The organism is Arthrobacter pityocampae, assembly GCF_002927275.1.
Lineage (GTDB): Bacteria > Actinomycetota > Actinomycetes > Actinomycetales > Micrococcaceae > Arthrobacter_D > Arthrobacter_D pityocampae.
The window spans coordinates 174,221-197,999 of record NZ_PRKW01000003.1 but is presented as its reverse complement, the minus strand read 5'-3'; the positions used below and the strand labels follow the sequence as shown (position 1 = coordinate 197,999).

22 protein-coding genes are annotated in these 23,779 nt (G+C 72.5%); 18 read left to right on the top strand and 4 right to left on the bottom strand.

Annotated elements, in window-relative coordinates; translation table 11 throughout:
- Positions 1–51: 51 nt before the first annotated feature.
- The 9 genes from C4K88_RS07415 to C4K88_RS07375 all read left to right on the top strand — a co-directional run bounded on the left by C4K88_RS07415 (position 52) and on the right by C4K88_RS07375 (position 9,338).
- On the top strand, positions 52–1,197 hold the full coding sequence (locus C4K88_RS07415) for a glycerol dehydrogenase (protein WP_104121003.1): 1,146 nt from the start codon (positions 52–54) through the stop codon (positions 1,195–1,197).
- Between the two features lie 183 nt (positions 1,198–1,380).
- Positions 1,381–1,773, top strand: a complete 393-nt coding sequence (locus tag C4K88_RS07410) for an Hsp20/alpha crystallin family protein (RefSeq protein WP_241521765.1) — start codon at positions 1,381–1,383, stop codon at positions 1,771–1,773.
- 76 nt (positions 1,774–1,849) lie between these two features.
- Positions 1,850–2,368, top strand: a complete 519-nt coding sequence (locus tag C4K88_RS07405; protein ID WP_104121001.1) for a GNAT family N-acetyltransferase — start codon at positions 1,850–1,852, stop codon at positions 2,366–2,368.
- 106 nt (positions 2,369–2,474) lie between these two features.
- Positions 2,475–2,771, top strand: coding sequence for an Asp-tRNA(Asn)/Glu-tRNA(Gln) amidotransferase subunit GatC (gene gatC, locus C4K88_RS07400; RefSeq protein WP_104121000.1), 297 nt, complete (start codon positions 2,475–2,477; stop codon positions 2,769–2,771).
- Between the two features lie 3 nt (positions 2,772–2,774).
- Positions 2,775–4,280, top strand: coding sequence for an Asp-tRNA(Asn)/Glu-tRNA(Gln) amidotransferase subunit GatA (gene gatA, locus C4K88_RS07395; protein ID WP_104120999.1), 1,506 nt, complete (start codon positions 2,775–2,777; stop codon positions 4,278–4,280).
- Entirely contained in the window at positions 4,280–5,794 is a 1,515-nt protein-coding gene (gatB, locus tag C4K88_RS07390) for an Asp-tRNA(Asn)/Glu-tRNA(Gln) amidotransferase subunit GatB (protein ID WP_104120998.1), read from the top strand. The genes gatA and gatB overlap by 1 nt, the downstream gene beginning before the upstream one ends.
- 111 nt (positions 5,795–5,905) lie before the next feature.
- On the top strand, positions 5,906–6,817 hold the full coding sequence (locus C4K88_RS07385; protein WP_104120997.1) for an aminoglycoside phosphotransferase family protein: 912 nt from the start codon (positions 5,906–5,908) through the stop codon (positions 6,815–6,817).
- 200 nt (positions 6,818–7,017) lie between these two features.
- A complete protein-coding gene (tdh, locus tag C4K88_RS07380) occupies positions 7,018–8,061 on the top strand; it encodes an L-threonine 3-dehydrogenase (protein WP_104120996.1) in 1,044 nt (347 codons plus the stop codon).
- A gap of 14 nt (positions 8,062–8,075) precedes the next feature.
- Positions 8,076–9,338, top strand: coding sequence for a glycine C-acetyltransferase (locus C4K88_RS07375; RefSeq protein ID WP_104120995.1), 1,263 nt, complete (start codon positions 8,076–8,078; stop codon positions 9,336–9,338).
- A 31-nt stretch (positions 9,339–9,369) separates the two neighbouring features.
- Here the strand turns inward: C4K88_RS07375 and C4K88_RS07370 are convergent, their stop codons facing one another.
- Together C4K88_RS07370 and C4K88_RS07365 are read right to left on the bottom strand one after the other, a co-directional pair.
- Entirely contained in the window at positions 9,370–9,753 is a 384-nt protein-coding gene (locus C4K88_RS07370) for a YchJ family protein (protein ID WP_104120994.1), read from the bottom strand.
- A gap of 27 nt (positions 9,754–9,780) precedes the next feature.
- Complete coding sequence (locus tag C4K88_RS07365; protein ID WP_104120993.1) at positions 9,781–10,812, bottom strand: NADPH:quinone reductase; 1,032 nt, start codon at positions 10,810–10,812, stop codon at positions 9,781–9,783.
- A gap of 116 nt (positions 10,813–10,928) precedes the next feature.
- Here C4K88_RS07365 and C4K88_RS07360 point away from each other — a divergent pair, with 116 nt between their 5' ends.
- The 4 genes from C4K88_RS07360 (at position 10,929) to C4K88_RS07345 (ending at position 14,850) form a co-directional block, all read left to right on the top strand.
- A complete protein-coding gene (locus C4K88_RS07360; RefSeq protein WP_104120992.1) occupies positions 10,929–12,035 on the top strand; it encodes an NAD(P)/FAD-dependent oxidoreductase in 1,107 nt (368 codons plus the stop codon).
- A gap of 130 nt (positions 12,036–12,165) precedes the next feature.
- Entirely contained in the window at positions 12,166–13,140 is a 975-nt protein-coding gene (locus C4K88_RS07355; protein ID WP_104120991.1) for a cation diffusion facilitator family transporter, read from the top strand.
- A 24-nt stretch (positions 13,141–13,164) separates the two neighbouring features.
- On the top strand, positions 13,165–13,647 hold the full coding sequence (locus C4K88_RS07350; RefSeq protein WP_104120990.1) for a cation:proton antiporter regulatory subunit: 483 nt from the start codon (positions 13,165–13,167) through the stop codon (positions 13,645–13,647).
- Between the two features lie 9 nt (positions 13,648–13,656).
- On the top strand, positions 13,657–14,850 hold the full coding sequence (locus tag C4K88_RS07345) for a cation:proton antiporter (protein ID WP_104120989.1): 1,194 nt from the start codon (positions 13,657–13,659) through the stop codon (positions 14,848–14,850).
- A gap of 25 nt (positions 14,851–14,875) precedes the next feature.
- On the opposite strand, the gene C4K88_RS07340 is transcribed toward C4K88_RS07345, so the two are convergent.
- Complete coding sequence (locus tag C4K88_RS07340; protein WP_104120988.1) at positions 14,876–15,721, bottom strand: siderophore-interacting protein; 846 nt, start codon at positions 15,719–15,721, stop codon at positions 14,876–14,878.
- A gap of 46 nt (positions 15,722–15,767) precedes the next feature.
- Positions 15,768–17,411 carry a histidine ammonia-lyase gene (gene hutH / locus C4K88_RS07335; protein ID WP_104120987.1) on the bottom strand — a complete coding sequence of 548 codons (1,644 nt, stop codon included), beginning with the start codon at positions 17,409–17,411 and terminating at the stop codon, positions 15,768–15,770.
- Between the two features lie 101 nt (positions 17,412–17,512).
- On the opposite strand from hutH, the gene C4K88_RS07330 reads away from it, so the two are divergent.
- Genes C4K88_RS07330 through hutI form a run of 5 tightly spaced genes read left to right on the top strand, consistent with a single transcriptional unit; the run spans position 17,513 to position 23,762 of the window.
- The gene (locus C4K88_RS07330; RefSeq protein ID WP_104120986.1) at positions 17,513–18,202 is read left to right on the top strand and encodes an IclR family transcriptional regulator; all 690 of its coding nucleotides are present in this window, start codon (positions 17,513–17,515) and stop codon (positions 18,200–18,202) included.
- Complete coding sequence (hutU, locus tag C4K88_RS07325) at positions 18,199–19,872, top strand: urocanate hydratase (RefSeq protein WP_104120985.1); 1,674 nt, start codon at positions 18,199–18,201, stop codon at positions 19,870–19,872. Before C4K88_RS07330 ends, hutU begins: the two co-directional genes overlap by 4 nt.
- 26 nt (positions 19,873–19,898) lie before the next feature.
- Positions 19,899–21,116, top strand: a complete 1,218-nt coding sequence (locus C4K88_RS07320) for an allantoate amidohydrolase (protein ID WP_104120984.1) — start codon at positions 19,899–19,901, stop codon at positions 21,114–21,116.
- A gap of 13 nt (positions 21,117–21,129) precedes the next feature.
- Positions 21,130–22,560 (top strand): formimidoylglutamate deiminase, encoded by a 1,431-nt coding sequence (locus C4K88_RS07315; RefSeq protein ID WP_104120983.1) that lies wholly within the window; start codon positions 21,130–21,132, stop codon positions 22,558–22,560.
- A complete protein-coding gene (gene hutI / locus C4K88_RS07310) occupies positions 22,560–23,762 on the top strand; it encodes an imidazolonepropionase (protein ID WP_104120982.1) in 1,203 nt (400 codons plus the stop codon). Before C4K88_RS07315 ends, hutI begins: the two co-directional genes overlap by 1 nt.
- The last annotated feature ends 17 nt before the right edge of the window (positions 23,763–23,779 follow it).

Here is a 23,779-nt window from a genome sequence, read left to right as displayed (position 1 = left end):
TACCGCATCATCCGAACCAGTCCGCCCGCCCACGAGACCCAGGAGGTCCCCATGCCCAGCCCCATCCGCTCCGTCATCAGTCCCGGCCGGTACGCCCAGGGTCCGGGGGCCATCTCCCGGCTCGGCGAGTACCTCGCACCGATAGGGAGCACGCCGCTCGTCGTCGCCGACGACGTCGTCTGGGGGTTCGTGGGACACGACGTCACCACCTCCCTCGAGGCGGCAGGGCTCCCCGTCACGCGGGAGGCCTTCGGGGGCGTGCCCTCGGCCAAGGAGATCGACCGCCTCGTCGAGGTGATCAAACGGACGAACGCCGACGTCGCCGTCGCAGTGGGCGGTGGAAGCACCATCGACGCCGTCAAGGCTTCCGGGTTCCTGTCAGGCATCCGGTGGGTGACCGTCCCCACGGTCGCCTCGACCGACGCGCCGACGTCGGCCCTCGCTGTGGTCTACACCGAGGACGGCACCTTCGAGGAGTACCGTTTCTTCCCGCGCAACCCGGACCTCGTGCTCGTCGACTCCCAGATCGTCGCCAACGCCCCGGCGGCGTTCCTCGCCGCAGGGGTGGGCGATGCCTTGGCGACCTGGCTCGAAGCGCGGGCGACGGCGACGTCGAGCTCGCTGACGATGGCGGGTGGGCTCCCCACACTCACCGGGACGGCCCTCGCGCGGCTGAGCTGGGACGTCCTGTGGGACAACGCGCTGCCGGCCCTCGACGCGGTCCGCGACCACCTCGTGACCCCGGCCGTGGAGAAGGTCATCGAGGCCAACACGCTGTTGTCCGGCCTCGGCTTCGAGTCAGGAGGCCTGGCGGCAGCCCACGCCATCCATAACGGCCTGACCGCGGCGCCGCAGACCCACGGCCTCGCCCATGGCCAGAAAGTGAACATCGGCTCCCTGACCCAGCTCGTCCTCGAGGGCGCTCCCACGCAGGACATCCGGGACTTCATCGAATTCACCACGAGGGTGGGGCTTCCTACCACCCTCACGGAGATCGGGCTGACGCCCGAGGACACTAGGGAGCTCGAACTGATTGCCGCCACGGCGACCGTGGCCGGTGAGACCATCCACGCCATGCCGTTCGAGGTCAGGCCCGCCGACGTCGTCTCCGCTCTCACCTCTATCGAGCGCTTCGCGCGGCGGGTCCGGGAGGAAGCAGGCCTCCCCGCCCCGACGCCGTACAAAGCCCCGCACTGAGGCGCCTGAAGGGTCTTTCGTCCCTGTCGGTGCGGGAGCCTCCGGTGTCTACTCGAGGAATCCGGCCCTGAGCGGGCCGATCCCACCGAGAGTCTGGAGTTTGTCATGACTGATGCACGGCGATGGCCGCCGTTCGGACCCGGCCGGCGGAACTCCCCGTTCAATGCCGGCCCCAGGTCTCCTATGGACCTGCTCGATTCGATGGAACGGCTCTTCGAGTCGTCGTCGTCCGGGCCGGCCTCCATCCGGGTCGAGGAGTTCGTCGACGGCAAGGACCTGGTGGTCCGCGCGGAGATGCCGGGGCTCGATCCCGAGAAGGACATCGAGGTCAGCATCGAGAACGGCGTCCTGCGGATCAGCGCGCACCGGGAGGAGAAGGAGGAGCACAAGGAGAAGGACCGCTACCGGAGCGAATTCCGCTACGGGTCCTTCCGACGCGACATCGCGCTCCCCGACGGCGTGAAGGACGAGGACATCCAGGCGAGCTACGCCGACGGCGTGCTGAACGTCAGGGCGCCGCTCCCGGACGACGCGAAGCACGAGGGACCCCGGAAGCTCCCCGTCACACGGGGCTGATCGGCGACAGGAGCAGGACCGGCGCCCGCCGGGACGACGGCGTCCCGGCGGTATCTTCGCGTGGCAAAATGAGGCCGTGACCACTGCACCCACCGACGCCCGCATCACCGTCCGTCCCGTCCGTCCCGAGGACTACGACGACGTCCGCCGGATCACCCGCGGTGCCTACCTCGAGGCCGGCTACTTCACCGACGAGGCCCACCCCTACATGGCGGTGCTGGCCGACATCGAGCACCGCGCGGAGCACGCCGAGGTCTGGGTGGCGGAGCGCGACGGCGTCGTCGTCGGGTCGGTCGCCCTCACCTTCGCGGGTCAGCGGTACACCGACATCGCCGTCGAGGGCGAGCTGGAATTCCGCATGCTCGCCGTGGACCCGGCCGTGCAGCGCGGCGGCGTGGGCCGCGCCATGGTGGAGCGCATCATCGAGCACGCCCGCACCCTTCCCGGCATCGAGGCCGTGAGCCTGACGAGCGGCTCCGACATGGTGCGGGCACACCGCCTCTACGAGTCGATGGGCTTCGTCCGCGTGCCCGGCCGCGACTGGGAGGTCCCGAACGAGGACATCCTGCTCTGGGTCTTCCGCCTGCCCCTGTAGGCGCGCTCCCGCCGTCGTCGGCCGCTGCCCCCGCCGATGCCGGGGGCAGGACGCGCCAGCACTAGACTGGAGGCAGATACCCACCTCCGACTTCCAGGGGAGATCCATGGCTGAGATCAACCGGGACGACGTCGCGCATCTTGCGCGGCTCGCCCACATCGACATGACCGACGACGAGCTCGACCGCATGGCCGGGGAACTCGGGGGAATCGTCGATGCCATCAAGAGCGTGAGCGAGGTCGCCGGCGACGACGTCCCCGCGACGAGCCACCCGATCCCGCTGAGCAACGTGTTCCGCGACGACGTGGTGGGGGAGACCCTCAGCAACGAGGAGGCCCTTCTCGGCGCCCCCGACAACGCCGACGGCCGCTTCAAGGTCCCTGCAATCCTGGACGGGGAGTAACCCATGACAGAGCTGATCCACCTCTCCGCCGACGCCCTCTCGCAGAAACTCGCCGCGAAGGAGGTCTCCGCCGTCGAGGCGACGCAGGCCTACCTCGACCGCATCGACGCCGTCGACGGCGCGATCAACGCGTTCCTGCACGTCAACACCGACGAGGCGCTGCTGGTCGCCGCCGGGGTCGACAAGGCCCGCACGGACGGCGACACCCTGCACCCGCTCGCCGGCGTCCCGATCGCCGTCAAGGACCTGATCGTGACCAAGGGCCAGCCCACCACGGCCGGGTCGAGGATCCTCGAGGGCTGGCAGAGCCCGTACGATGCCACCGTGGTCCGCAAGCTCCGCGCCGCGCGGATGCCGATTCTCGGCAAGACGAACCTCGACGAGTTCGCCATGGGCTCCTCCACCGAGCACTCCGCGTACGGGCCCACCCGCAACCCGTGGGACCTTGACCGCATCCCCGGCGGGTCCGGCGGCGGGTCCGCGGCCGCCGTCGCCGCGTTCGAGGCGCCCCTGGCGCTCGGCACCGACACCGGCGGCTCGATCCGCCAGCCCGGCGCCGTTACCGGCACTGTCGGTGTGAAGCCCACCTACGGCGGCGTCTCCCGCTACGGCGCGATCGCCATGGCCTCCTCGCTCGACCAGATCGGCCCCGTCTCGCGCACCGTCCTCGACAGCGCCCTGCTGCACGAGGTCATCGGCGGCCACGACCCCCACGACTCGACGTCGCTGACCGACCCGGTCGGTGCCCTCGTCGAGGCCGCCCGCCTCGGCCAGGTCGAGGGGATGCGCATCGGCGTCATCAAGGAGCTCCAGGGCGAGGGCTACCAGGCCGGCGTCCTCACGCGCTTCCACGAGTCGCTCGACCTGCTGCGCTCGGCGGGCGCCGAGATTGTCGAGGTCTCCTGCCCCAACTTCCGGTACGCGCTCAGCGCCTACTACCTGATCATGCCGTCGGAGGCCTCCAGCAACCTGGCCAAGTACGACGGCGTGCGCTTCGGCCTGCGCGTCGTGCCCGAGGGAACGCCCACGATCGAGCGCGTCATGGGGGCCACCCGCGCGGCCGGCTTCGGCGACGAGGTCAAGCGCCGCATCATCCTCGGCACCTACGCGCTGAGCGCCGGCTACTACGACGCCTACTACGGATCCGCGCAGAAGGTGCGTACGCTCATCCAGCGCGACTTCGCGGCCGCGTTCGAGCAGGCCGACGTCCTGATCTCCCCGACCGCCCCGACCACCGCGTTCAAGCTCGGCGAGAAGCTCGACGACCCGCTGGCGATGTACCTGAACGACGTCGCCACCATCCCGGCGAACATGGCCGGCGTCCCCGGCCTGTCCCTGCCCGGTGGCCTCGCGGACGAGGACGGATTGCCCGTCGGCATCCAGCTCCTCGCCCCCGCCCGCAAGGACGCGCGCCTCTACCGTGTGGGCGCTGTCCTCGAATCGCTGCTCGAAGCCACGTGGGGCGGGCCGCTGCTGGCCCAGGCCCCCGAGATCACAGGTGGTAAGTAATGACTGCTGTAACCGATGAGGTCCTGTCCTTCGACGAGGCCATGGAGAAGTACGATCCCGTGCTCGGGTTCGAGGTCCACGTGGAGCTCAACACGCGGACCAAGATGTTCTCCTCCGCACCCAACGCATTCGGGGACGTGCCCAACACGAATGTGACGCCGGTGGACCTCGGGCTGCCCGGCGTCCTGCCCGTCGTCAACGGCGTCGCCGTCGAATCCGCGATCAAGATCGGCCTCGCGCTGAACTGCAGGATCGCCGAGAAGTGCTACTTCGCGCGGAAGAACTACTTCTACCCGGACACCCCGAAGAACTTCCAGACCTCCCAGTTCGAGGACCCGATCGCCTACGACGGCAGCATCGACATCGAGCTCGCCGACGGCACCGTGTTCACCGTGGAGATCGAGCGCGCCCACATGGAGGAGGACGCCGGGAAGCTCACCCACATGGGCGGGGCGACGGGCCGCATCCAGGGCGCCGAGTTCTCCCTCGTGGACTACAACCGTGCGGGCGTACCCCTGATCGAGATCGTGACGAAACCGATCGTCGGTGCCGGCTCGCGGGCCCCCGAGCTCGCGAAGGCCTACGTGGCCGCGATCCGCGAGATCGTCAAGAACCTCGGTGTCTCGGACGCCCGCATGGAGCGCGGCAACGTGCGCTGCGATGCGAACGTCTCGCTGAAGCCGAAGGGCCAGGAGAAGTTCGGCACCCGCACCGAGACGAAGAACGTGAACTCGCTGCGCGCCGTCGAGCACGCCGTCCGCTACGAGATCCAGCGGCACGCCGCCGTCCTGGACTCCGGCACGCCGATCCAGCAGGAGACGCGGCACTGGCACGAGGACACGCGCTCGACGACGTCCGGCCGGCCCAAGTCCGACGCCGACGACTACCGCTACTTCCCGGAGCCGGACCTCGTGCCCGTCGTGACGAACGACGCCTGGATCGAGAAGCTCCGCGCCGAACTGCCCGAGCCTCCCGCCGAACGCCGCAAGCGCCTGCAGGCCGACTGGGGCTACTCGGACGCCGAGTTCCGCGACGTCGTCAACGCCGGGGTCATGTCCTCGATCGAGGACACGGTCGCCGCCGGTGTCAGCGCCGCCGTCGCCCGCAAGTGGTGGATGGGCGAGATCTCCCGCCGCGCCAAGCTGGCCGACGTCGAGCCCGCCGAGCTCGGCGTCACGCCCGAGCTGATCGTCGAGCTCAACGCGCTCATCGAGTCCGGCAAGATCAACGACAAGCTCTCCCGCGACGTGCTCGACGGCGTCCTCGCCGGTGAGGGCACGCCCGCGGAGGTCGTCGAGAAGCGCGGCCTCGCGGTCGTGTCCGACGACGGCCCGCTGCTCGAGGCGATCGACGGCGCCCTCGCCGCCCAGCCCGACGTCGCGGACAAGATCCGGGGCGGCAAGGTCCAGGCCGTCGGCGCGATCGTGGGCGGCGTCATGAAGGCCACCCGTGGGCAGGCCGACGCCGGTCGCGTGCGCGAGCTCATCCTGCAGCGCCTCGGCGTCGAGGGGTAGTCCGCCCGCGTCCTGCTTCGGGCGGGGCCGCCGCGGCGGCGGTGCAGACCCGGGGCAACCTCCCCACGGGTCTCCACCGTTGCCCCGGCTCTGCGATCCGAGGAGGTCCCCATGGCCGCCATGCCCCGGGCGGAGATCGACGTCACGCCGTCCCTCGTCGCCGCCCTGCTCCGTGAGCAGCTGCCGGACCTCGCGCAGCTGCCGGTGCAGTTCGCGGGCGGCGGTTGGGACAACACGCTGTTCCGGCTGGGGGAGGACCTCGTGGTCCGCCTGCCCCGGCGGGCGGTCGCCGATGCCCTGATGATCGCCGAGCAGCAGTGGCTGCCGGAGCGTGCTGCCCGCGTGTCCGTCCCGACGTCGGCACCCCTGCGGAGCGGCCGGCCCGGCGCCGGCTACCCCTGGCACTGGTCCGTCTGCCGATGGATCGACGGCGTCAGCGGCAGCACCGTTCCACGCCGCGATCGCTCACCCGCGGCCCGCCCGCTCGCCCGTTTCCTCGCCGAGTTCCACCAGCCCGCGCCCGACGACGCCCCCGTCAGTCCCGTGGGCCGCGGTGGCCCGCTGGCGGCGCGCGACGACGTCGTCCGGGCGCGGCTGGCGTCCCTCCCGCAGATTCCGGGGGTACCCGAGGGTGCCCTGCTGCGCGGGTGGGACGCAGCCCTCGCGGCGCCGGCGTGGTCGGGGGAGCCGCTCTGGCTGCACGGCGACCTGCACCCGGCCAACGTCGTCCTCGCACCCGACGGCAGGCTCGCCGGCGTCGTCGACTTCGGCGACCTCTGCTCCGGTGACCCGGCGACGGACCTCGCTGCCGCGTGGCTGCACTTCGACGGCGCCGGCCGGGCCGCCTTCCGCGCCGAGCTCGAACGCCTGCGTGCGGTCGACGCCGCGACCTGGGAACGGGCCCGGGGCTGGGCTCTGAGCATGGGGAGCGCCCTGGCGGCATCGTCCGACGACTCCCCGGCCCTGTTCGACCTCGGTGCGGAGACCCTGACCGCCGTCCTCGACGACGCCCCCTGGCTCTGATCGCGCGGAACCCGGGCACACACCCGGCGCGGCGGCCCAGACCCGGTGCGGCGTTCCCCCGGGTCTGCCCACCCGCCGCGGCGGCCCGCGGACCGATCCCGCTGTTACTGTTGCTCCGGGCACATTCCGCCCTGGCACTCGTCCCGCACGATCCCGACGCGACCCGTCAGGGACAGGCGCGGCATGGAAGGAACCGTTCAGTGAAGGCGCTGTACAAATCCGGGGCGCACCCCGGCTTCGAGCTCGTGGACCGGCCCGAACCCGAGGCCGGGTGGGGCGAGGTCAAGATCCGGGTCATCACCACCGGCATCTGCGGCACTGACCTCCACATCGAGAGCTGGGACCCCTGGGCGCAGGGCATGATCACCGCACCCCTGATCCCCGGGCACGAGTTCTACGGCGAGGTCGTCGCCCTCGGCGAGGGTATCCGGGACGTCCGCATCGGCGACCGCGTCTCCGGCGAGGGCCACATCGTCTGCGGGATCTGCCGGAACTGCCGTGCCGGCCGCCGCCAGATGTGCATCCGCACCTCCAGCGTCGGCGTCCAGCGCGACGGCGCCTTCGCCGAGTACGTCGTCGTCCCCGAGACCAACGTCTGGGTGCACGACGCGACCATCACCCCCGAGCTCGGCGCCGTCTTCGACCCCTTCGGCAACGCCGTCCACACCGCCCTGAGCTTCCCGCTCGTCGGCGAGGACGTGCTGATCACCGGCGCCGGTCCCATCGGTCTCATGGCCGTCGCCGTCGCCCGCCATGCCGGGGCCCGCAAGATCGCCATCACCGACGTCTCGCCATCCCGGCTCGCCCTCGCGTGCGGCGTCGGAGCGGACCTCGCCGTCGACGTCAGCCGGAGGCGCATCGCCGACGCGCAGCGCGAGCTGGGCATGAAGGAGGGCTTCGACGTCGGGATGGAGATGTCCGGTCATGCGACGGCGCTGCCCGAGATGATCGACAATATGAACCATGGCGGGCGCATCGCCATGCTCGGCCTGCCGGCAGGTCCGATCTCCATCGACTGGGGCAAGGTGGTCACCCACATGCTGACCCTCAAGGGCATCTACGGCCGGGAGATGTTCGAGACGTGGTACGCGATGAGCGCCATGCTGCAGTCCAATGGGACCCTGCGCGAGGCGGTAGCGTCCGTGGTCACCGACTGCCTGCCCGCCCAGCAGTGGCAGCAGGGATTCGCGACGGCCCGCAGCGGAGCGAGCGGCAAAGTGGTCCTCGACTGGACCACCTTCTAGGAGACAGGAACACCATGTATTCAGCAGTCCGTGACCAGCTCGCCGGGGAACTCGACGAGATCCGCCGTGCCGGCCTGTTCAAGCACGAGCGCCGCATCACCTCACCGCAGTCCAGCCACATCACGGCCGGCGCGCTGGGGGCCGACGACGCCCGGGTGCTGAACTTCTGCGCCAACAACTACCTCGGCCTCGCCGACCACCCGGACATCATCGCCGCCGCGAAGGCAGCGCTGGACGAGCGCGGCTTCGGGATGGCGTCCGTCCGCTTCATCTGCGGCACCCAGGACCTGCACCTCGAACTCGAACGCCGCGTCTCGCGGTTCCTCGGCACCGAGGACACCATCCTGTTCTCCTCCTGCTTCGACGCCAACGGTGGCGTGTTCGAATCCCTCCTCGGTCCCGAGGACGCCGTCATCTCCGACGCCCTGAACCACGCGTCCATCATCGACGGCATCCGCCTGTGCAAGGCGCAGCGCTTCCGCTACGCCAACAGGGACCTGGCGGACCTCGAGGCGAAGCTGCAGGAAGCATCGGGGGCACGACGCCGGCTGGTGGTCACCGACGGCGTCTTCTCCATGGACGGTTACCTGGCACCCCTCGAGGCCATCTGCGATCTCGCCGAGCGCTACGACGCGATGGTCATGGTCGACGACTCGCACGCCGTCGGGTTCATGGGCGCCACCGGGGCCGGCACGCCCGAGCACGCCGGGGTCGCCGACCGCGTCGACATCTTCACGGGTACCTTCGGCAAGGCACTCGGCGGGGCGTCGGGCGGTTACGTGGCCGCCCGCGCGGAGATCGTCGCCCTCCTGCGGCAGCGTGCCCGCCCCTACCTGTTCTCCAACTCGCTCGCCCCCTCGATCGTCGCCGCGACCCTGACCGCGCTGGACCTCGTCGAGACCAGCGGGGAGCTCCGCGAGGCGCTGACCGCCAACGCGGCGCTGTTCCGCCGCCGCATGACGGAGAAGGGCTTCGACCTGCTCGACGGCGAGCACGCCATCGTCCCGGTCATGTTCGGCGACGCCGTCCTCGCCGCCCGGACAGCCGACGCCATGCTCGCGCAGGGCGTCTTCGTGACGGCCTTCAGCTACCCCGTGGTGCCGAAGGGCGCCGCACGCATCCGCGTACAGCTCTCCGCGGCGCACACGCCGGCGGACGTCGAGGCCTGCGTCCGGGCCTTCGTCGCCGCCCGCGCCGCGGTAGCGGCAGACCCGGCCGACGGCGGCGGGAGTGCTTCCGACGGCGATGCTCCCGGTGCCCACGTGGGCGGCGCGTGATCCGGGACCACCTGGCAGATCGCTGCAGCTCCTAGGGGCGCACGTCCCCGTCGACATACTTCCAGCGCCCCTCCACCCGGACGAACCGGCTGCGCTCCTGCAGCAGCCCTGACCGCCCGTCGTGCCGGAACGACGCCCGGTACTCCACTACGCCGGCGTCGTCGGAGTCGCCGCCGAGAGCCGTGTCGACGATCTGCAGGCGCCGCCATTCCACGTCCCCGTCGAGATCGACGGTCTCCGGACGGGTCGACGGGTCCCACGAGTCGAGCAGGTACCGCTCGAGCCCGAGAGCGAAGGCCGAGAAGCGTGAGCGCATCAGTGCGAGCGCCGTCGTAGGCGCGTCTCCCAGGTGGAGCGGCCCGCAGCATTCCCCATACGGCAGGCCGGTTCCGCAGGGGCAGTCCTCACGGGTCATGCGGCGCCCTCTCCTGAGCGGGACCGGTCAGTCACCGGAGGGGTTCCCGTCGGAGACGCGGACGACGACCTTGCCGGTGACACCGTTCTCGACGGCGTCGTGGGCGGCGGCGGTCTCCTCGAGCGGGAACCAGGAGAGGGGGAGCCCGGCGGACTCCCCGACGGGTAATGCCCCGCTGCGCAGCGCCGCAGTGATGTCCTCCGCCGCGGCGACGAGCGCCTCCTTGCCCACCGTGTAGAGCAGCAGGCCCTGCCAGCGGACGTTCTTCGCGAAGCTCTCGACGACGGGGGCGGTGAAGTCGTCACCGTTGTTGTTCGCGTAGTACGCGATGGAGCCATGGTTTGCGATCACCTCGACGTCGAGCGCCGCGTTCTGCCCGGGGGACACCTCCACCACATGGTCGACGCCGCCGGGAGCAGCCTCGCGGATGCGCCGGGCGAGGGAGTCGTCGGGGTAGCGGAGAACGTGGTGGGCGCCCGCGGCGAGAGCCAGCTCGGCCTTCGCATCGCTGCTGACCGTCGCGATGACGGTTGCGCCTGCCCAGACGGCGAGCTGGATCGCCGCATGGCCGACGGCTCCCGCGCCGCCTTGGACGAGAACAGTGCGTCCCTCGAGGGCTCCGGGGGCGAGTCGCGACGGCCCGTTCTCGTGGACGGTCAGGGCACGGTGCGCCGTCATCGCCGGTACACCCAGGCTGGCTGCCACATCGAGACCGACGCCGTCCGGCAGCCGGACAGCCCGTTCTGCGGGAATCACGGTGAACTCCTGGGCGGTCCCCGCCGGGCGGCCGTGAGCAGCCAGGTAGATCCACACCCGGTCGCCCACCTGCGGCTCGGTGACGCCGTCGCCGACCGCGTCGACGACCCCGGCACCGTCCTGGTTGGGGACCACCTCGGGGAACGGGATGTCGCCGTCAGCCCGGGCCTTCCAATCCGTGGGATTCACGCCGGAAATGACGATGCGCACGCGCACCTCACCCGGACCGGGCGTCGCGACGTCGCGGTCGACGAGGGAGAGGACAGATGAGGGACCGGTGGAGGAGTAGACGATTGCTTTCACGACTAGCCGGAACCGTCGATGCCCGGACGGTATTCCCCCGGCTCGGGATCCGCCCGATCGACAGGGAGAGCACACCGGACGCCTGTTGGGGGAGGGCGCGCACCTAGGATGACGGGATGAGCCCCCTCGAGTGCGACGTCCTGATCATCGGCGGCGGGATCGCCGGTCTCTCCCTGGCCTCCGCGCTGGCCCCGTTCTCCAGCGTGGTCCTCGTGGAGTCCGAGCCGACCCTCGGCTACCACACCTCCTCGCGGTCCGCGCGGCAGCTCATCCCGAGCTACGGTCCCGTCCCCGTCCTGGACCTGACCCGCCGGACGCTCGACCTGCTGGACGGCGTGCAGTCCTCCACCGGGCTGCCCCTGACCGTGCCGCGCTCCTTCGTCCTCGTCGGGACGGAGACCGGCGTCGACGCGCAGGCCGGCGCGACGATGCGCCGCCTCACACACGCCGAGGCCCTCGATCTCTGCCCGCAGCTGCGCCCCGGGGCCTTCGCGGCCGCCGCCATCGACACGGACTGCGTGGGGACGGACACGGACCTGCTGCTCGAGTACCACCGGCGGAGCGCGAGCGACGACGGCGTCATCATCCTCACCGGGGCGCCCGTCACGGCGGCCCGCTACGACGGCGCTACCTGGAGCATCCGGGCCGGCTACCGCGCGATCACCGCGGAGGTCGTGGTCGACGCCGCGGGAGCCTGGGCCGACGGCGTCGCCGGGCTCTGCGGGGTCGCACCCCAGGGCCTCGTGCCGCTCCGGCGGACCGCGGCGATCGTCGCCGCGGACGATGCGCCACCGGTGGGGTCGCCGATGGTCGCGGCCGCCGACGATTCCTTCTACTACCGGCCGGATGCCGACGGCGTCCTCATCTCGCCCAGCGAGTCCGAGCCCGCGGAGCCCGGGGACGCACAACCCCACCCGGGCGACGTCGAACGCCTCATCGAACGGCTCGGGGCGGTGACGACCCTCGGGATCACGACCGTCCGCCGATCCTGGACGGGCCTGCGGACCCAGCGGGAGTCCGGTGTGCCCGTGGTCGGGTTCGACCCCGGCCACCCGGGCTTCTTCTGGCTCGCCGGGCAGGGCGGATACGGGTTCCAGACGTCGTCGGGCATCGCGGAACTGGCCACCGTGCTCCTCACCGGCGCCGATCCCGCCGATCTCGGCGCCGATCCGGACCGCGTGGGAGCAGCCGCGGCGGCCCTCCGTCCAGTCCCGGTGTCCTGAGCCCCGCACGGCCCCCGGACAGTCGACAGGTCCGTACAGTGGAGCCGGGTGGTCCCGGGGCGATGTCGGGGGCACCCGGTCATCGCCGGGAACACCCGGCGGACGCGGGACAGACGGAACGGGACGGATCATGTCGGCAAGTGGTGGCAAGAAGGCGATCATCGCGGCCCTCGGCGCGAACCTCACGATCGCCGCGCTCAAGTTCGTGGCCTTCGCGCTCACGAGGTCCTCGTCCATGCTCGCGGAGGGGATCCACTCCGTGGCGGACTCCGGCAACCAGGTCCTGCTGCTCGTGGGTGGCAAGCGGTCGAGGCGCGGGGCCAGCGCGGAACACCCCTTCGGCTACGGCCGCGAGCGTTACATCTACGCCTTCATCGTCTCGATCGTGCTCTTCAGCGTCGGCGGCCTCTTCGCCCTGTACGAGGCGTACCACAAGGCGCTCGACCCGCACCCCATCGAGGGTTCGTTCTGGTGGGTCCCGCTGGCGGTCCTCATCGGGGCGATCGTCGCCGAGTCCTTCTCCCTCCGCACGGCCATCAGGGAGTCCAACCGGACGCGCGGCGGCATGGGCTGGGTCCGCTTCGTCCGCACCGCGAAGTCGCCCGAACTGCCCGTCATCCTCCTCGAGGACACCGGCGCGCTCCTGGGGCTCCTCTTCGCCCTGTTCGGTGTCTCCCTGACGCTGCTCACCGACAACGGCCTGTGGGACGCGGCCGGGACGGCGATGATCGGCCTGCTCCTCGTGGCGATCGCCGCGGTCCTCGCCGTGGAGACCAAGAGCCTGCTCCTCGGGGAGAGCGCCTCCGCCGCCGACATCGCGAAGATCGAGGAGGCCATCGGAGGCGACGGCACCACCCGGATCATCCACCTGAAGACCCTGCACCTCGGCCCGGAGGAGCTGCTCGTGGCCGCGAAGATCTCGGTGGGGAGCCAGGAGACCGGCGCGCAGATCGCGGCCCAGATCGACGGCGCCGAGCAGCGCATCCGCGCCGCCGTCCCCATCGCCGGGCTCATCTACCTGGAGCCCGATCTGTACGTGCCGAAGGACACGGGGACGCCCTCAGCGAACGGCAGCACGCCACACGCGATGCCCGCGGCCGAGTAGTCCGCGCGGGTCTAGGATGATCGCATGAACGTCATCGAAACGCGCCTGCCCGGCATCGGGGTACGGCGCGAGATCGTCACCGGGTCCGGCCGGAGGGTGGGCATCGTCGCGCAGCGCGACGGCGAGCTCGACCTCATCATCTCCAAGGCCAACGATCCGGACGCGTGCGTCGCGTCCATCCCGCTGACCCCTGACGAGGCGGCGACGATCGGCAACCTCCTCGGGTCGCGGCAGCTCATCGCGCAGCTGACGGAGGAGCACCGGGACCTCCCCGGCGTCTCCACCCGCCAGTTCCTCATCGAGCGCGGATCGCCGTTCGACGGCCGGTCCCTCGGCGACACCCGCATGCGGTCGCGCTCCGGGGCCTCCCTCGTCGCCGTGCTGCGGTCCGGCCAGGTCCAGGCGTCGCCCACCCCCGACTTCACGCTCGCCGCCGGTGACCTGCTGGTGGTGGTGGGTACCGCGGAGGGCCTGGACGCCGCGGCGGACATCCTGCGCAACGGCTGATCGCGGCGTATGCACACCACCGCCCTCACCCTGATCGAACTCGGCGCCGTTCTCCTGTTCCTCGGGGTCCTGGGGCGGCTCGCGGGCCGGATCGGGCTCTCGCCCATTCCCCTGTACCTCCTCGGCGGCCTGGCCTTCGGGCAGGGCGGCTTCGTCGAACTCGAAGGGGTCGTCGACTTCAGTGAGGTGGCCAGCGAGATCGGCGTCGTCCTGCTCCTGCTGCTCCTCGGCCTGGAGTACACGGCCAAGGAGCTCGTCACCGGACTCCGCCAGTCGTGGCTCGCGGGCGTCGTGGACCTCGTCCTGAACTTCACGCCCGGCGCGCTCGTCGCCGTCATCCTCGGCTGGGGTCCGGTGGCCGCGCTCGTGATGGGCGGCGTCACGTACATCTCGTCCTCGGGGATCGCCGCGAAGGTCATGAGCGACCTCGGGAGGCTCGGCAACCGGGAGACCCCCACCGTGCTGGCGATCCTCGTCTTCGAAGACCTCGCCATGGCCATCTACCTCCCGGTCCTCACCGCGGTGCTGGCGGGGCTCAGCTTCGCGGGCGGACTCGGCACGGTCGGCATCTCCCTCCTCGTGGTCACCCTCGTGCTCGTCGTCGCGCTGCGCTGGGGCAACGCGGTCTCGGCCGTCGTCGACAGCAAGGACCCCGAGGTCTTCCTCCTGACCCTCATCGGCGCCGCCCTGCTGGTCGCCGGGCTGGCCTCGGCCCTGCAGGTCTCCGCCGCCGTCGGGGCGTTCCTCCTGGGCATCGCGATCTCCGGGGCGACGGCGGAGAACGCCGCCCGCCTCCTCGAACCACTGCGGGACCTCTTCGCGGCCATCTTCTTCGTGGTCTTCGGACTCAACACCGACCCGGCATCGATCCCGCCGGTGCTCGGCGTCGCGCTGCTCCTTGCGCTCGTCACGACCGCGACGAAGATCGCGACCGGCTGGTGGGCGGCCCGCCGCCAGGGCATCGGGCGCCTGGGCCGCGCCCGGGCCGGCACCGCGCTCGTGGCGCGCGGGGAGTTCTCGATCGTCATCGCCGGGCTCGCGGTGGCCTCCGGGGCCGTGCTCGCGGACCTCGCCGCGCTCGCGACGACGTACGTGCTGATCATGGCCGTGGCGGGACCGGTGCTGGCGCGCCTCGCCGAACCGGCCATGGGACTCGTGGAGCGGCTCCCGAAGCGGCATCCCCGCGCCGTGCCCGCCGCCTGAACGGTGGATCCGGAGGACCCCGGGGTCAGTCGTCCAGGATCTTGCCGATCGGTTCGCGCTTCTCCGCCTGGAAGGTGTCCTCCTCGCGGCCGTACGCCCAGTAGCCCGAGAGCGAGACCTGGGAGCGGGCGAGCCCCCGGTCCCGGAAGAGGATGTCCCGGAGGGACTTCATGGCGCCGCGCTCCCCGTGGACGAAGGCGTCGACGCGACCCTCCGGCCACGGGCCGGCGGCGACGGCGTCCGCGAGCAGCGTCGTGGTGCCCGGGTCCCGGCCGTCCCGCATCAGCCAGTGCAGTGCGACACCCTCGGGGGCGGTGAGCGGGAGCACGTCCGCGGCGGTGTCCACCTCGAGGTAGGCGTGCCCGACGGCGGCCGGGGGAAGGGCCTCCAGGCCGGCGGCGATCGCGGGGAGCGCGGAGTCGTCCCCGGCGAAGAGGTGCCAGTCGGCGTCCGGGTCCGGCGACCACTTGCCGGAGGGCCCCATGAGCACCAGCGGGTCGCCCGGGGAGGCCTGCGCCGCCCACGGGCCGGCGATGCCGGCCTCGCCGTGCACCACGAAGTCGATGGCCAGGCGCTCGGCCGCGGCGTCGAGCCACCGGACGGTGTAGGTCCGCTTCACGGGGCGGTCCTCCGCCGGCAGCACGTGCTTGAGCGCTGCGAGGTCGTACGGCGGCGTCAGCCCGAGGGACGGTTTGGCGAACAGCAGCTTGGCGTACTTGTCCGTCGCGTCGCAGTCCTGCAGGTCCCGGAAGCCCGGTCCGCCCGCCACGACCCGCACCAGGTGCGGGCTCAGCCACTGCGTCTCGAGCACGGTGAGGACCGCCTGGGGCCGCGGGGGCTTGACGGACGGCGCAGCAACGGGGGAGGACATGGAGGGGTGCTTCTTTCTCGGGGTGGTTAGTCCACCCTAACAAGCCTTACTGCAGGGACGCCGGGAGGGCCTGCCCGGCCGCAGCGAGCAGGGAGCCGTCGTCCACCAGCAGCCGGGCCGCCTCGATCTCGGGGGCCAGGTAGCGGTCGGTCCCGGGCCCGTCGACCTCCCGCCGGAGCCGGGCCCGGACGGCGGTGATCGGCGCGGAACTGCGCGGCCCGACGGCGGCCTCCGCGGACACTGCGGACACTGCGGCCCCCGAGGGCCCGACGTCGGTCCCGGCAGTGGCCCCGGCGCCGCCGTCGCGCAGGTCCAGGGCGCGCGCAGCCGTGAGGATCTCGATCGCGAGGACGCGCGTGAGGCCGTCGACCGCCCGGCGCAGCTTCAGGCCCGCGGCCCAGCCCATCGAGACGTGGTCCTCCTGCATGGCCGAGGAGGGGATGGAGTCCACGGACGCCGGAGCCGCCAGCCGCTTGAGCTCGGACACGATGCCGGCCTGCGTGTACTGGGCGATCATGTGGCCCGAGTCCACGCCGGGGTCATCGGCGAGGAAGGCGTTGAGCCCGTGGTTGCGGGACGTGTCGAGGAAGCGGTCCGTGCGGCGTTCGCTCATCGAGGCGACGTCAGCGACGGCGATCGCGAGGAAATCCAGCACGTAGCCCACGGGTGCCCCGTGGAAGTTGCCGTTGGACTCGATCCGGCCGTCCGGGGTGATCACCGGATTGTCGATCGCGGATCCCAGCTCGATCGCCGCGACGGCATCGGCGTGCGCGAGCGTGGCGCGTGCGGCGCCGTGGACCTGGGGCGCGCAGCGCAGGGAATAGGCGTCCTGTACCCGCGTGAAGCGGTGCCGGCCGGTCGCGGACGTGTGCTGTTCGGCGAGCAGCGGGGACCCCGCCAGCAGGGCCCGGATGTTCGCGGCCGACGCCAGCTGGCCCGGGTGCGGGCGCAGGGCGTGGAGGTCCTCGGCGAACACGGCGTCCGTGCCCAGCAGACCCTCGACACTCATGGCCGCGGCGAGGTCCGCCGTCGTGAGCAGCCGATGCAGGTCCGCCGCGGCGAGGACGAGCATCCCGAGCATCCCGTCCGTCCCGTTGATCAGGGCCAGGCCCTCCTTCTCGCGCAGTTCGACCGGGGCGATGCCCTCCGCCGCGAGTGCCGCCGACGCCGGCACCAGACGCCCGGCGCCGTCCCGCACCTGGCCCTCGCCCATCAGCGCCAGGGCGATATGGGAGAGCGGGGCGAGATCACCCGAGCAGCCCAATGAGCCGTACTCGCCGATGACCGGCGTGATGCCGGCGTTCAGCAGGGCGGCGTAGCTGGAGGCCACGAGCGGGCGTGCCCCGGTCCGGCCGGTCGCGAGGGTGGAGAGCCGCCCGAGCATCAGGCCGCGCACCACCTCGCGGTCCACCTCGGCGCCGGAGGACGCGGCGTGGCTGCGGATGAGGCTGCGCTGCAACTGGGTGCGCTGGTCCAGCGGGATGTGCCGCGTGGCCAGGGCGCCGAAGCCGGTGGAGACGCCGTAGTGCGGTGTGCCGTCATCGACGAGCGCGTCGACCACGGCCCGGGACCGCACCATGGCGGTGAGGGCCTCAGGGGCCAGATCGACGTGGACGCCGTGCCGCGCCACGGCCACGACGTCGGTGGGGGAGAGCGGGCCCGGGCCCACGATCACGGTCTGCTGGTCCACGCTGCGCCTCGGTTCCCGCGGCCGCCGCCGCTCTTGCCATTGAGTGAAAAGAGAGTTTCAATAAGTGAAATCCACTGCGACCACGAAAGCAAGGAGGGACCATGGCCGAGTCGTCGACCCGCACCGTCGAGCGGGCCCTCGTGCTGCTCGGGGCGGTCTGCGGGGCCGGATCTCTGACCCTCGCGGACGCCGCCCGGGAGGCCGACCTGTCGGCGTCGACGGCGCTGCGGCTCCTGCGGACCCTCGAGGGCACGGGATTCGTCCGCCGGGACACCGCCGGCGTCTACCGGCCGGGCCTGCGCGTGGTGCAGCTCGGCGCGCAGGCACTCGGCCACGAATCCCTGGTCTCCCTCGCGGAGCCCGCGCTCGAGCGCCTCGTGGAGCTCACCGGTGAGTCCGCCTACCTCAGCGTCCCCTCGCACGACGGCGAGGGCGTCTATCTCGCGATGCGCGAGGGCACCCACCCGGTGCGCCACGCCAGCTGGGTGGGTCGCAGCATCCCGCTCGCGCACACCGCCGTCGGCGCGGTGCTCACGGGCGGTCCCCCGGACGGCGGGTTCGTCGTCGTGCGCGACGGCGTCGAGGCGGACGTCACGGCCGTCGCCGCCCCCGTCTCGCCGGGTGGCCGGACGGTCGCGGCACTCAGCGTCGTCGTCCCCAGCTACCGCATCACCGAGGCGGGAGCCCACCGCATCGGCTCGCTCGTGGCACGGGAGGCCGCGGCCCTCCTGGCGGGGCCCGCCACGGGCGCCGTCCCGGTGCCCGAGGACCTGACAGGAGAACCGGCATGACCCCCACCTCCGCGACCCACGATCCGTCCCGGTCCATCCGGGCTCCGCGCGGCACGCACCTGACCGCGAAGAGCTGGCAGACCGAGGCGCCGCTGCGGATGCTCATGAACAACCTCGACCCCGAGGTCGCCGAGCGGCCCGAGGACCTCGTGGTGTACGGCGGGACGGGCCGGGCGGCCCGCAGCTGGGACGCCTACGACGCCATCGTCCGCACCCTCGCCACGCTCGAGGACGACGAGACCCTGCTCGTGCAGTCCGGCAAGCCCGTCGGTGTCTTCCGCACGCACCCGTGGGCGCCGCGCGTGCTGCTCGCCAACTCGAACCTCGTGGGGGACTGGGCCACCTGGCCGGAGTTCCGGCGCCTCGAAGCGGAGGGCCTGATGATGTACGGGCAGATGACCGCGGGATCCTGGATCTACATCGGCACGCAGGGCATCCTCCAGGGCACCTTCGAGACGTTCGCCGCCATCGCGCGGAAGCGCTTCGGCGGCAGTCTCGCCGGCACCCTCACCCTGACCGGCGGCTGCGGCGGGATGGGCGGCGCCCAGCCCCTCGCCGTCACCCTCAACGGCGGGGCGGTCCTCATCGTGGACGTCAGCGAGGCGCGCCTGCGCCGGCGCGTCGCGAAACGGTACCTGGACACCGTCGCGGACACGCTCGACGACGCCGTCGCGCAGGTGCTCGCCGCCCGGCGCGAGCGGCGGGCCCTGTCCGTCGGCGTCGTCGGCAACGCGGCCACCGTCTTCCCGGAACTGCTCCGGCGCGGACTCGCCGTCGACATCGTCACCGACCAGACCTCGGCCCACGACCCGCTGAGCTACCTGCCCGAGGGGATCGCCGTCGACGAGTGGGAGCGTGAGGCCGCGGCGGACCCTGACGGCTTCACGAAGAAGGCCCAGGCCTCGATGGCCCTGCACGTCGAGGCGATGGTCGGCTTCCTCGACGCCGGCGCGGAGGTCTTCGACTACGGCAACTCCATCCGCGACGAGGCCCGGACCGGCGGCTTCGGCAGGGCGTTCGACATCCCCGGGTTCGTCCCCGCCTACATCCGGCCCCTGTTCTGCGAGGGGCTCGGCCCGTTCCGCTGGGTGGCCCTCTCCGGGGACCCGGCGGACATCGCCGTCACCGACGCCGCCCTCAAGGAACTGTTCCCGGACAACGGGCACCTGCACCGCTGGCTCGACGCCGCCGCAGAGCACGTGGAGTTCGAGGGCCTCCCGGCAAGGATCTGCTGGCTCGGCTACGGGGACCGCGCGAAGGCCGGCCTGCTCCTCAACCGGCTCGTCGCCGAGGGGAGGGTGTCCGCCCCGATCGTCATCGGCCGCGACCACCTCGACTCCGGGTCCGTCGCGTCCCCCTACCGGGAGACCGAGGCCATGGCGGACGGCTCGGACGCCGTCGCCGACTGGCCGCTGCTGAACGCCCTGCTGAACACAGCGTCCGGGGCCACCTGGGTGTCCATCCATCACGGCGGCGGCGTGGGGATCGGCCGGTCCATCCACGCCGGGCAGGTCTCCGTCGCGGACGGAACGGACCTCGCGGCGCAGAAACTGGAACGGCTCCTCACCAACGACCCCGGGACGGGCGTGATCCGCCACGTCGACGCCGGGTACGAGCGCGCCCGCGAGGTGGCGACGGAGCGCGGGGTGCGCATCCCCATGCAATCCTGAAGACCCACCGACCGGAAGGTACCCCCGTGCAGACCGTCTCCTCAGTCCTCGACGCCATCAGCGACGTCGGCCGCGATGCCACGCGCGGGGGCTACTCGCGCGGCGTCTTCACGCCCGCCGAGTCCTCGCTCCGCGAATGGTTCACGGCCGAGGCGGAGACCCGCGGTCTCGCCGTGGAGACGGACCGCAACGGCATCCTCTGGGCGTGGTGGGACGTCACGGCCGGCCGGGACGGCGCCCTCGTGACCGGCAGCCACCTCGACTCCGTGCCTGGCGGCGGCGCGTTCGACGGCCCGCTCGGCGTCGCGTCCGCCCTGGTGGCCGTCGACCTGCTGCGCGAGCGCGGGGTCCGGCCGCAGCGCTCGCTCGCGGTGGCCGTGTTCCCCGAGGAGGAGGGCTCCCGGTTCGGGGTGTCCTGCCTGGGGTCCCGCCTGCTCACGGGCACGCTCGACCCGGATCATGTGCGTTCCCTGACGGACCCCGACGGCATCACGTTCGCCGACGCCTCCCGCGCCGCCGGCCTCGACCCGGCGCACCTCGGCCGCGACGAGGAGGCCATCGCGCGGATCGGGGACTTCGTGGAACTCCACGTGGAGCAGGGGCGGGGGCTGATCGACCTCGACTCCGCCGTGGCCATCGGCTCCACCATGCTCGGCCACGGACGCTGGCGCCTCTCCATCACCGGGCAGGGCAATCACGCCGGCACCACGCTCATGGCGGACCGCGCCGACCCCCTGGTCGCCGCCGCGCAGGTGGTCCTCGCCGTCCGGAAGGCCGCCGCGGAGCAGGACGGCGCCCGCGCGACCGTCGGCCGGCTGCAGCCCGTGCCGGGCGGGACGAACGTCATCGCCTCCCGCGTGGAGCTCTGGCTCGATGTCCGCCACGAGGACGACGCCGTGACGGCCGCCCTGCTCGAGCGGATCCACGGCCAGGCCCAGAAGATCTGCGCGTTCGAGGGCTGCCGCGCCACCCTGACCGAGGAGTCGCGCAGCGGGACCGTCCACTTCGACGGCGCCCTCCAGCGCACCCTGGGCAACGCGCTCGGCCGCTCCTTCCCCGGCGCCCCGACCCTGCCCACCGGCGCCGGGCACGACGCCGGCATCCTCGGCGCCGTCGCGCCGACGGCCATGCTGTTCGTCCGCAACCCCACCGGCGTCAGCCACTCGCCCGAGGAGTTCGTGGAACGCGACGACGCCGACGCCGGGGCCACCGCGCTCGCGGACGTCCTCGACGACCTCCTGTGATCGGCCCCTTCCCATGAAGGGCGTCTGGTGCGAGCACGCGTGGCTGGGAGCCGAGGGCATCGCGGACGCGGTCCGCATCGAGGTTACCGACGCCGGGCTGGCCGCCTCCGTGCTGCCGGGCGTCCCGGCGCGGGTGGGCGACGTCGTCCTGCGCGGCGTCGTGTTCCCCGCCGCCGCCAATGCGCACTCGCACGCGTTCCACCGTGCCCTGCGCGGGCGCACCCATGATCGTGGCGGGACGTTCTGGACGTGGCGGGAGACGATGTACCGCGCGGCGGCCGCCCTGACCCCGGCCCTGTACGAGGAGCTCGCCACCGCGGTGTACGCCGAGATGGTGGTGGCGGGGTGGACGAGCGTCGCCGAGTTCCACTACGTGCACCACCGCCCCGACGGCACCCCGTACGGGCAGGGGTCCGAGGACAGCGACGCCGACGGGCCGCACGCCATGGAGCTGGCCCTCGCCCGGGCGGCCGTCCAGGCGGGCATCCGGCTGACGCTGCTCGACACCTGCTATCTCGCGGGCGGGTTCGGGACGCCGCTCGGGGCGGACCGGAGCCGCTTCTCCGACGGGACCGCGGAGCGGTGGCTCGCCCGGCTCGCAGCGCTGCGCACCGCGGTCTCCTCGCGGTACCCCGCGCACCAGGTGACGGTCGGCGCGGCCCTCCACTCCGTCCGCGCGGTGCCGGAGCGGGACCTCGCCGTGATCGCACAGCACCTGCCACCGGAGGTGCCCCTGCACGTCCACCTCTCCGAGCAGCCGGCCGAGAACGAGGACTGCCTCGCCGCCACCGGCTGCACCCCCACGGAGCTGCTCTCCCGGCACGGGCTCGTCACCGGACGCCTGTCCGCCGTGCACGCCACCCACGTCACGGAGCGCGACCTCGGGCTCCTCGGCGACGCCGGGGCGAGCGCCGTCCTCTGCCCCACCACGGAGGCGGACCTCGCGGACGGGCTCGGGCCGGCCGGGGACCTCCTCGACGCCGGGGTGTCGCTGGCGCTCGGTTCGGACCAGCACGCCGTCGTCGATCCGTGGCTGGAGATGCGGGCGCTCGAACACGGGGAGCGCCTGCGCACCGGACGGCGGGGCCAGGTCGATCCGGAGCGGCTGCACGGCATCGCGTCCCTCGGCGGGGCCGCCGCGCAGGGACGGCGCGGTGCCGGGTTCAGTCCGGGCCTGGCCGCCGACGTCATGGCCGTCGACCCGCACACGGCCCGGACGGCCGGCTCCTCCTGGGAGCAGCTCGCGTACACGGCGACGGCGCAGGACGTCACCGGCGTCGTCGTCGGGGGAGTGCTGACGGCGCGCGACGGCGTCCACGCGACCCTCGGTGCCCCCGGCCCCCTGCTGGCCGCGGCCATCGCACGCCTCGACGACGCAGCGAACGCCCGCAACGATCCCGCGAGCACGGCGACCTGGTACACCCAGCCCTGGGAGCAGCACTGATGTCCCTGCTCGTCACGAACATCGGCGAACTGATGACGCAGGACGCCGACGCCGCCGTGCTGCGGGACGCCGCCCTGGTCCTCGAGGGGGAGCGGATCAGCTGGATCGGACCGGCCGCCCGGGCCCCGGCGGCGGACGATCGGTACGACGCCGGCGGCCGTGCGGGGCTGCCCGGCTGGGTGGACAGCCACACGCACCTCGTGTTCGCCGGGGACCGGACGGCCGAGTTCGAGGCCCGGATGGCGGGGGAGACGTACGCCGCCGGCGGCATCGCGACCACGGTGGCGGCGACGCGCGCCGCCGGGGACTACGACCTCACACGGCTCCTGCTCGCCCGCGTCGCCGAGGCCGCCGCCGGCGGGACCACCTACCTCGAGACGAAGACCGGGTACGGCCTCGACGTCGCGCAGGAGGCCCGCAGCGCGCGGATCGCGGCGGGCGTGGTGGACGAGGTCACGTTCCTCGGCGCGCACCTCGTCCCGGCGGGGGAGGACGCCGAGGCCTATACCGACCTCGTGTGCGGGCCGATGCTCGACGCCGTCCGCCCGTACGTCCGCTGGGCCGACGTCTTCTGCGAGACCGGCGCCTTCACGGCGGAGCAGTCCCGCCGCGTCCTCACGGCCTGCGCCGCCGCCGGCCTCGGCCTGCGCGTGCACGGTAACCAGCTCGGGCCGGGCGCCGGCGTCGCGCTCGCCGTCGAGGTCGGCGCCGCGAGCGTCGACCACGTGAACCACCTCTCCGACGCCGACGTCGACGCCCTTACCGCCACCTGGGCGGGACCCGACGACGACGGCGTGCCGGGGACGGTCGCCACGTGCCTGCCCGCCTGCGACCTCTCCACCCGGCAGCCGTTCCCGCCCGCGCGGCGGCTGCTCGACGCCGGCGCGCGGATCGCCCTGGCGAGCAACTGCAATCCCGGCACCTCCTACACGAGCTCCATGGCCTTCTGCGTCGCCACCGCCGTCCTGCAGATGGGGCTGACGGTCCACGAGGCGGTCCGCGCCGCCACCCACGGCGGAGCCCTCGCCCTGCGCCGCCACACGGGCGACGACGCCGACGGCCTCCGCGCCGTGGGGTCCCTCGCCGTCGGGCACCGCGCGGACCTGCAGCTGCTGGACGCGCCGTCGGCCGCGCACCTGGCATACCGGCCGGGCATGCCGCTCGTGCACGCCGTCTGGCGGGCGGGCACGCGCGTCCGGTAGCCGGGCTGGGAGCTCCA

Excerpts from the sequence above, each read along its gene's own strand:
- C4K88_RS07415 (WP_104121003.1), top strand. The coding sequence starts at position 52 with ATGCCCAGCCCCATCCGCTCCGTCATCAGTCCCGGCCGGTACGCCCAG.
- C4K88_RS07410 (WP_241521765.1), top strand. The coding sequence starts at position 1,381 with ATGGACCTGCTCGATTCGATGGAACGGCTCTTCGAGTCGTCGTCGTCC.
- gatC (WP_104121000.1), top strand. The coding sequence starts at position 2,475 with ATGGCTGAGATCAACCGGGACGACGTCGCGCATCTTGCGCGGCTCGCC.
- gatA (WP_104120999.1), top strand. The coding sequence starts at position 2,775 with ATGACAGAGCTGATCCACCTCTCCGCCGACGCCCTCTCGCAGAAACTC.
- gatB (WP_104120998.1), top strand. The coding sequence starts at position 4,280 with ATGACTGCTGTAACCGATGAGGTCCTGTCCTTCGACGAGGCCATGGAG.
- C4K88_RS07385 (WP_104120997.1), top strand. The coding sequence starts at position 5,906 with ATGGCCGCCATGCCCCGGGCGGAGATCGACGTCACGCCGTCCCTCGTC.
- C4K88_RS07375 (WP_104120995.1), top strand. The coding sequence starts at position 8,076 with ATGTATTCAGCAGTCCGTGACCAGCTCGCCGGGGAACTCGACGAGATC.
- C4K88_RS07370 (WP_104120994.1), bottom strand. The coding sequence starts at position 9,753 with ATGACCCGTGAGGACTGCCCCTGCGGAACCGGCCTGCCGTATGGGGAA.
- C4K88_RS07360 (WP_104120992.1), top strand. The coding sequence starts at position 10,929 with ATGAGCCCCCTCGAGTGCGACGTCCTGATCATCGGCGGCGGGATCGCC.
- C4K88_RS07355 (WP_104120991.1), top strand. The coding sequence starts at position 12,166 with ATGTCGGCAAGTGGTGGCAAGAAGGCGATCATCGCGGCCCTCGGCGCG.
- C4K88_RS07350 (WP_104120990.1), top strand. The coding sequence starts at position 13,165 with ATGAACGTCATCGAAACGCGCCTGCCCGGCATCGGGGTACGGCGCGAG.
- C4K88_RS07345 (WP_104120989.1), top strand. The coding sequence starts at position 13,657 with ATGCACACCACCGCCCTCACCCTGATCGAACTCGGCGCCGTTCTCCTG.
- C4K88_RS07340 (WP_104120988.1), bottom strand. The coding sequence starts at position 15,721 with ATGTCCTCCCCCGTTGCTGCGCCGTCCGTCAAGCCCCCGCGGCCCCAG.
- C4K88_RS07330 (WP_104120986.1), top strand. The coding sequence starts at position 17,513 with ATGGCCGAGTCGTCGACCCGCACCGTCGAGCGGGCCCTCGTGCTGCTC.
- hutU (WP_104120985.1), top strand. The coding sequence starts at position 18,199 with ATGACCCCCACCTCCGCGACCCACGATCCGTCCCGGTCCATCCGGGCT.
- C4K88_RS07315 (WP_104120983.1), top strand. The coding sequence starts at position 21,130 with ATGAAGGGCGTCTGGTGCGAGCACGCGTGGCTGGGAGCCGAGGGCATC.
- hutI (WP_104120982.1), top strand. The coding sequence starts at position 22,560 with ATGTCCCTGCTCGTCACGAACATCGGCGAACTGATGACGCAGGACGCC.